The 6,060-nt window shown below is 70.2% G+C and carries 6 protein-coding genes and 3 pseudogenes; 5 read left to right on the top strand and 4 right to left on the bottom strand.

The genetic code is table 11. The features are described from left to right. The first annotated feature begins 230 nt into the window (after positions 1-230). On the top strand, positions 231-590 hold the full coding sequence (locus ABZ818_RS42320; protein WP_361427537.1) for a helix-turn-helix domain-containing protein: 360 nt from the start codon (positions 231-233) through the stop codon (positions 588-590). Between the two features lie 494 nt (positions 591-1,084). Here the strand turns inward: ABZ818_RS42320 and ABZ818_RS42315 are convergent. Continuing rightward, positions 1,085-1,423 (bottom strand): annotated as a pseudogene (locus ABZ818_RS42315) (transposase); the annotation flags it as partial. On the opposite strand from ABZ818_RS42315, the gene ABZ818_RS42310 reads away from it, so the two are divergent. Next, entirely contained in the window at positions 1,353-1,499 is a 147-nt protein-coding gene (locus ABZ818_RS42310) for a hypothetical protein (protein WP_361427534.1), read from the top strand. The pseudogene ABZ818_RS42315 and the gene ABZ818_RS42310 overlap by 71 nt on opposite strands. A 99-nt stretch (positions 1,500-1,598) precedes the next feature. On the opposite strand, the pseudogene ABZ818_RS42305 reads toward ABZ818_RS42310, so the two are convergent. Then, a pseudogene (locus ABZ818_RS42305) lies at positions 1,599-1,863 on the bottom strand (hypothetical protein); the annotation flags it as partial. A gap of 270 nt (positions 1,864-2,133) precedes the next feature. Here ABZ818_RS42305 and ABZ818_RS42300 point away from each other — a divergent pair. The 3 genes from ABZ818_RS42300 to ABZ818_RS42290 all read left to right on the top strand — a co-directional run bounded on the left by ABZ818_RS42300 (position 2,134) and on the right by ABZ818_RS42290 (position 5,048). After that, complete coding sequence (locus ABZ818_RS42300) at positions 2,134-2,463, top strand: hypothetical protein (protein ID WP_361427531.1); 330 nt, start codon at positions 2,134-2,136, stop codon at positions 2,461-2,463. Positions 2,464-2,864: 401 nt separating this feature from the next. After that, positions 2,865-4,124 carry an FAD-dependent monooxygenase gene (locus tag ABZ818_RS42295; RefSeq protein ID WP_361427528.1) on the top strand — a complete coding sequence of 420 codons (1,260 nt, stop codon included), beginning with the start codon at positions 2,865-2,867 and terminating at the stop codon, positions 4,122-4,124. 525 nt (positions 4,125-4,649) lie between these two features. After that, positions 4,650-5,048, top strand: coding sequence for an LppP/LprE family lipoprotein (locus ABZ818_RS42290; RefSeq protein WP_361427525.1), 399 nt, complete (start codon positions 4,650-4,652; stop codon positions 5,046-5,048). Positions 5,049-5,348: 300 nt separating this feature from the next. Here ABZ818_RS42290 and ABZ818_RS42285 read toward each other — a convergent pair whose 3' ends face one another. Both ABZ818_RS42285 and ABZ818_RS42280 read right to left on the bottom strand, forming a co-directional pair. Beyond that, a complete protein-coding gene (locus ABZ818_RS42285) occupies positions 5,349-5,843 on the bottom strand; it encodes a helicase associated domain-containing protein (protein ID WP_361427540.1) in 495 nt (164 codons plus the stop codon). 62 nt (positions 5,844-5,905) lie between these two features. Further along, a pseudogene (locus ABZ818_RS42280) lies at positions 5,906-6,060 on the bottom strand (RNA-guided endonuclease TnpB family protein); the annotation flags it as partial.

The raw sequence follows: 6,060 nt of genomic DNA, 5'->3' as shown, positions 1-6,060 counted from the left end.
CTCCGCCAGGCAGGCTGCCAGGGCACTCCGCGCCCCGGAACCCGCATGCGGCGGCGCTCCGCGACGCCGTCACAAGATGCGATTCCTACCCGGCGTGAACGCCGCGCCCTCCTCGCAATAGAGCAGGTGAAGGTAGGGTCCCTGCTGGCGCGGCTGACCCCGGTCGGCAAGCCGCCGGGGCAGGCGAGATTAGCCTCGCAGGAATCATTGAAGGCGGCACGAATGACCGCTTGCTGCGTTTTCGCGCTCTGCATGCGTCTGGTGCGATGAGCGTCTCGGAGATCGCCCGGGAGACGGGTCTGCACCGGCAGACCGTGCGCAAGTACCTCTCCTCGCAGGCTCCGCCGGGCCCGCCGCGGGGCAGCAGCCGCCAGGGAACGCAGGCGCGGGTGGTGACCGAGGTAGCGCCGCTGATCGACGCGATGCTGCGGGCAGAACTGCGGCGTATGCGTGCCAACGGCGGTGGCGGAGGCGGGCGCGGTGTTGATGGCGGCGGCGCCAGATGGACCACCACAGCAGGTGGTCGCGGTCTCGTCGGGGCTGAGGAAGTATCAAGGCCCGTAGCAGGCGGAGGAGTTCGTGGCTGCTGAGGGGGACGAGGTTGGCCTCGGCCGGGTCGTTCCGGCCGGTCTGGGCGGCTCGTTCGAGAGCGGCGGTGACGGCCAGGAGAGCATGGGCGACCAGGGTGATCACGCTCGGCGGTGCCAGGAGTTCCAGCAGGGACCTGGCCTTTGTCGAGGTGGCAGATGTCCTTCGTCTCCTGGAAATTGTCTTCCACCCGCCGCCTGAGGCACTCCAGTGACACCAGTCGCGCCAGTGTCACCGGGCCCGGGGCGAAGCAGCGGTAGTAGGACACGGTGCGGGTGTAGCGGTGACGGCGGACCAGCAGCACTGATGTTCCCGCATCGCGGTCTTGCCCGTCGGGGGTGTCGTCGGCGGTGACGTCGATCATCGCCCAGTCGTAGTCGCGTACGCCCTTGTGCCCCGCGCCGGTCCGCGTCCGCTGCCAGGCCCGCTTCGGCAGCCGGGCGGCGGCCTTGGTCACGCTCAGCTTCGTGGCCGGGGTGGTGGCCTGGTGGTTGGAGCGCACTTTCACGACGTAGCCCAGGCCCAGTTCGCGGCAGACGGTACGCAACTCCCGCCCGCCGTAGTCCTCGTCGCCCAGGAAGAACGAGGTGGATATGCCCTGCTGAGCGGCGGCGTGGAGCATGTCCACCGCGAGGCGCGGCTTGGCTGCGAAGCACAGCTCGCCGGGGACGCCGGTCAGCTCGGGGCGTTCCTCGTCGCCGGCCCGCTCCTTGGTGAAGTACAGGCGCCGGCCGATCAGGCAGTGCCCGGCGGGCGAGGCGAAGGTGAGGTGCACCGCGACCTGGTACAGGTCCACGCCGCCGGCCGAGCCCGAGTACTGGCGGGCCGCCGCCACCGCGGCGGTCGAGGACTTCGTGTCCCCCGTCTCGTCGGCGATCAGGATCCCGTCGCCGGCCTCGCCGCTGGACTGACGGTGGCCGTCTGTGTGAGCACCGCTGGGCCGTCGGTGCGGCCGTTGTCGCCGGTGCCGTTCGGGGGGTACCGCCCGTCTTGCTGTTGCCCTGCCGGCCGCCGGAGAGGCCGCCGCCTCCGCCGCCGCCTCCGCCGTTGCCCTTGCCGCTGAAGATCCGGCCGAGGCCGTTGCAGCCCATGATCAGGTATCAGGCGGTGCCGTCCGTGGAGCCGCCGGTGTACGGCCGTTCCGGGGTGGGCATCAGTGGGCGCGGCCGCTGTCCACCGGAAGCTGGAGATCGCCAGGGCCACGCCCGCGAGCACCAGGTTCATGATCGGCTTCACGAGCTTCGGTCTGGCCGCGTACAGGTGGACCGCGAAGACGCCGGAGCCGGTGCGGAGGGCGGGGTCGCGGTGACCGTCCGGCTGGTCTACGGAGCCGGCGCCTCAAGGGGCCCGTTCCAGGGGCGGCGGGGCTGTCACAGGGCTGGGCACCGGGCCGGCCTGGGCAGGACGCGGAACTTTATCAAGATCATTTGCGAGTGTCAAGTCACGGCATTCAGTGGCGTGACGACGCATGACCCGTTCGGGCTTACTCGAAACACGGCCTCACCGATCCGGAGCGAGGCGCATCCACCGAAAGAAGGACACGTCGTGATTCGAACGAAGAAGAAGATCGTCAAGGTCGCGGCCATCACCGTAACCGCCGCAGGGGCGCTCCTGGGCGGCGGCGCCGCCGCCCAGGCCGCACCCGCCACGACGCACGCCGCCACCGTGGCAAGCGTCAGCAGCTGGGGCGACGACAGCGACAGTTGGGGCAGCTCCAGTAACTGGGGCAGCTCCAGTGACTGGGGCAGCTCGAGCAGCTGGGGTGACCACGGAGGCTGGGGTGACTCGGGTGGCTGGGGCAATTCGAGTAGCTGGGGCAGCTCCAGCAGCTGGGGCAGCTCCAACAGCTGGGGCAGCTCCGACGGCTGGGGGTAGCCGGCCCGGGGCAGGCGGCACCGGCACTGCCCTGACCCCCGCGGCCACGAGGAACCCCCGGTCAGATCACCAAGGCCCGGGCGTGGGTGCGGCAGACACACCTCAGGTGTGAGATCGCCGCACCCACGCGCCCGGTGCCGGGCACAGGCCCAGCCCCCTTCTGTGCCCTCGGGCGCGCACCGGCCCACGGGCACCAAGACCCAACCCACCGAGTCAACCCAGAGACTCAACCCAGGCAAGAGGAACCCATGCGACCACTACTCCAAGGACCCGACCGGCAGGGGACGCCGGCCGGGACCGCCCTTCCGCCGCTGGGCGGCCCCAACCCGACACCGACCGCGCACCAGGGTGCCGCAGCCGCGATGCGGCCGCCCGGCCGTGCAGCCAAAACGGGACACGCCATGAAGACCGTGTGCGTCGGCGGTGGACCGGGCGCGTTGTACTTCGCGATCGCGGCCAAGCGCCGCGATGCCGGCCATGACATCACCGTCATCGAACGCGACCCGCCGGGGGCCACCTACGGCTGGGGCGTGGGGTATGGGGACGACCTGCTCGACCACCTCTACCGCAACGACCCCGACAGCGCCCAGGCGGTGCGTGCGGCCTCGGCCCTGTGGCAGGACCAGGAGGTCCGCCGCGGGGAACAGACCGCGTATCTGGGCCGGTACGGCTACAGCATCGCCCGCGCCACCCTGCTCGACATCCTCACCCGACGCGCCACCGAGCTGGGGGTGGATGTCCAGCACCGCCGCAAGGTCGACGACCTGGCCGAGCTCGCCGACGCCGACTTGATCGTCGCCTGCGACGGGGCCAACAGCCGGGTGCGCCAGTTGCACGGCGACCACTTCGGCACCCGCCTGGAAGCCGGCCGCAACCCCTACATATGGCTGGGCACCGACAAGGTGTTCCCCCGCTTCACCTTCGCCTTCGAACCGACCCCGGCCGGGTGGATCTGGTTTTACGCCTATCCCTCGAGCGCGGAAATCAGCACCTGCGTCGTCGAGTGCGCCCCCGAGACCTGGCGGGGGCTGGGGCTCGATACGCTCGACACCGCCGACGGTGTGCGGCTGCTGGAACAGATCTTCGCCTCCGCTCTGGACGGTCACGCGCTGCTGGGCCAGTCCCGGGGGGAACCGGCACGCTGGCAGCACTTCACCGAGGTACGCAACGCCACCTGGTGCCACGACAACGTGGTACTGCTGGGGGATGCCGCCCACACCACCCACTACACCCTGGGCTCGGGCACCCGGCTGGCGCTGCTGGATGCGATCGAACTCGCGCACAGCCTGTATACGGAGGCAGAGCTGCCTGCCGCTTTGCAGATCTACGACAAGCGCCGCCGGGCCGCGCTCCATCCCGTGCAGGCCGCGGCCCGCACGAGCATGGCCTGGTTCGAGCATCTCGACCATCACCTTGAGCAGGATCTGGTGGACTTCGCCTACGCCATGTCGGTACGGCAGGGGTCCCAGGCGCCGTGGCACTACCAGCTGCACAGGGCCACCCAGGTCCCGGTGCTGCGCCGGGTACGACGGGAAGCCGGCCGGGGCCTGCGCAGGTACCTGGCACTGCGGCGCGGGGAGACAGCCCTGAGCACGGGCAGCGCCACCAGGAAGGCCACGACCACCGCGACCCTGACGGCACCGGCGGGCCACCCGCATTGACGGCACCGGACAGGGCAGCCCCGGCAACCTGGACCACCGAACTTGCCGAGCCGTGATTCCTCATTCCCCTGGTGATTTTTCGGCCGGGCCGGCTCGATGCAAAACCCCGAAGGACACGAACCCCACCGCAGTGCTTTTCCTCATCCCTCGCGATGCGGCCGCCCCGGCACACGACGAAAATTCACCGACCCGTGTGCCGGGCCGACAACCCTGCACCCCGGAAAGAAAAAACCCATGAGCACTCACCCATGCACACATCATCCGGTGCCCGCGGCGGCCGCACCTGCCCAGGGCTTGCCACCGAGACGGCCCAGGCCGGCACTCCGTTCCCGGTCCTTGTACACCGCCCTCGCTGCCACCGCCGTCGTCTTGACCCTGGCCCCCGCAACGGCACTAGCCGCGTCCTCCTCCGGGGGGCTTGCCCCCTCCGCAGGGTCCCGGCCCGGTCCGAGCGTTGCGACGATCGGGGCGCTGTCTGGCTCCTCCCGGGCCGACGTGCCCAGTCCCGGCGCGATCGCGCGGGTGATGGCCACGACCGTCGAGGCAGGCGACCCCTCGGAACATTTCGCGCCGTCCAGCGCCCCGGTCACGGTAGCGGACGGGTCCGGCGGTTATCTGACCGCGGTGATCGGCACCCGTTCTCCGAGCGTAGACGGGTACGGGCAACTGGTCTTTTTCTGGCACGGCACGACGTTTGTCGGCTGGGACAGCAGCAGCGAAAGCCTGGCCATTCAAGCCATCACTCCCGGAAAACCGGGCACCATCCGAGTCACCTACGCCCATTACGGGCCCGATGATGGATTGTGCTGTCCCTCCCTGCCCGCGGTCACGATCGAACACCGGTGGAATGGGCACGACTTCACCCCCTCAGGGATGCCACCAAAACGCGGAGAGGAAGCGGCGGTGAGACTGGAGGGGACCTGAACAGTCAGGGTAGTGTTCCAGCCAGGCAGCGTCAGATTAATTGCGTGTTCCGAGGCGGCCGCCCTCCCCGTATGGGCCAGGTCGGCAGCGGCGAAGTCAGCCGGCCTCCTGGACAACCTCGCGCTGCCGTACGCGCTGCCAGGAGAACCTCCGCACCGGCACCGACGCCATCGCCGGCCCCGCTGACAGGTCCTTCACCGGGACGATCACGCCGGCGTAGTGCGGAGACAGACGGACACGCGGCTGCAGGCGCTTGGGCTCGGTGCCGACCAGTGCTCACGCTGTACTTCCCTCACCCGCTCACAGGCCGAGGTCGGACAGCGCGGCTTGCTGCTGCGGGCTAAGGCTGGAGCGGCGGCGACGAAGGTTGCTCAGCCACTGGCCCAGCCGTACCTGCTCGCCGTCGATCTCCTCGATGTGCCGTTGGGGGACGTGGAGGTGGCCCTCTCGTTGGCGGAAGGCGCGTGCGGCGGCCAGTGCGCGCGCGAAGGCGCGCTCCCGTGCCGGCAGTAGGGAATTCTTGGCCCGGGAGGCGGGTGCGTCCGGCAGGTCGAGTCCCAGGTTTTCCAGGAGGCGGCGCTGCTCGGGGTGGAGCCGACCGACGCGCTGGCGCTGGGCCGTGAGCCACTCCCCCGCCGGTGAGGCGGCTGCGTCCTGTTCTGTCTGCCGGCGGGCCGCGTGGTAGGCGCGCTGCCAGGTGATCGGCCCGGGCGGGTTCCACCACGGGTCCAGGGCGGTGAGGGCGGCGGTGCGTTCTGCGGTGAGGTCATGGGCGCGGGTGCGCTGGGTGGCCAGCCAGCGGCCGAGGGGGAAATCGTCTTGACTGCTCCCTCGCCTGAAGGCGGGGGATTCCTGGCTCAGGCAGCCCCCTGGAGCAGCGCTCCAGAGGGTCTTATGCCCTCAGCACCAGCCGGGGTCAGACCAGCCCGGACGAGCATCACGGATGCGGAGTTCTTGTCTCTGGGCGAGACGGCTCCGCACGCGGTGCACGTGTAGGTACGTTCCGAAAGGA

Source organism: Streptomyces sp. NPDC047453, from assembly GCF_040643155.1.
GTDB lineage: Bacteria > Actinomycetota > Actinomycetes > Streptomycetales > Streptomycetaceae > Streptomyces.
This window is presented reverse-complemented; position numbering and strand designations above follow the sequence as displayed.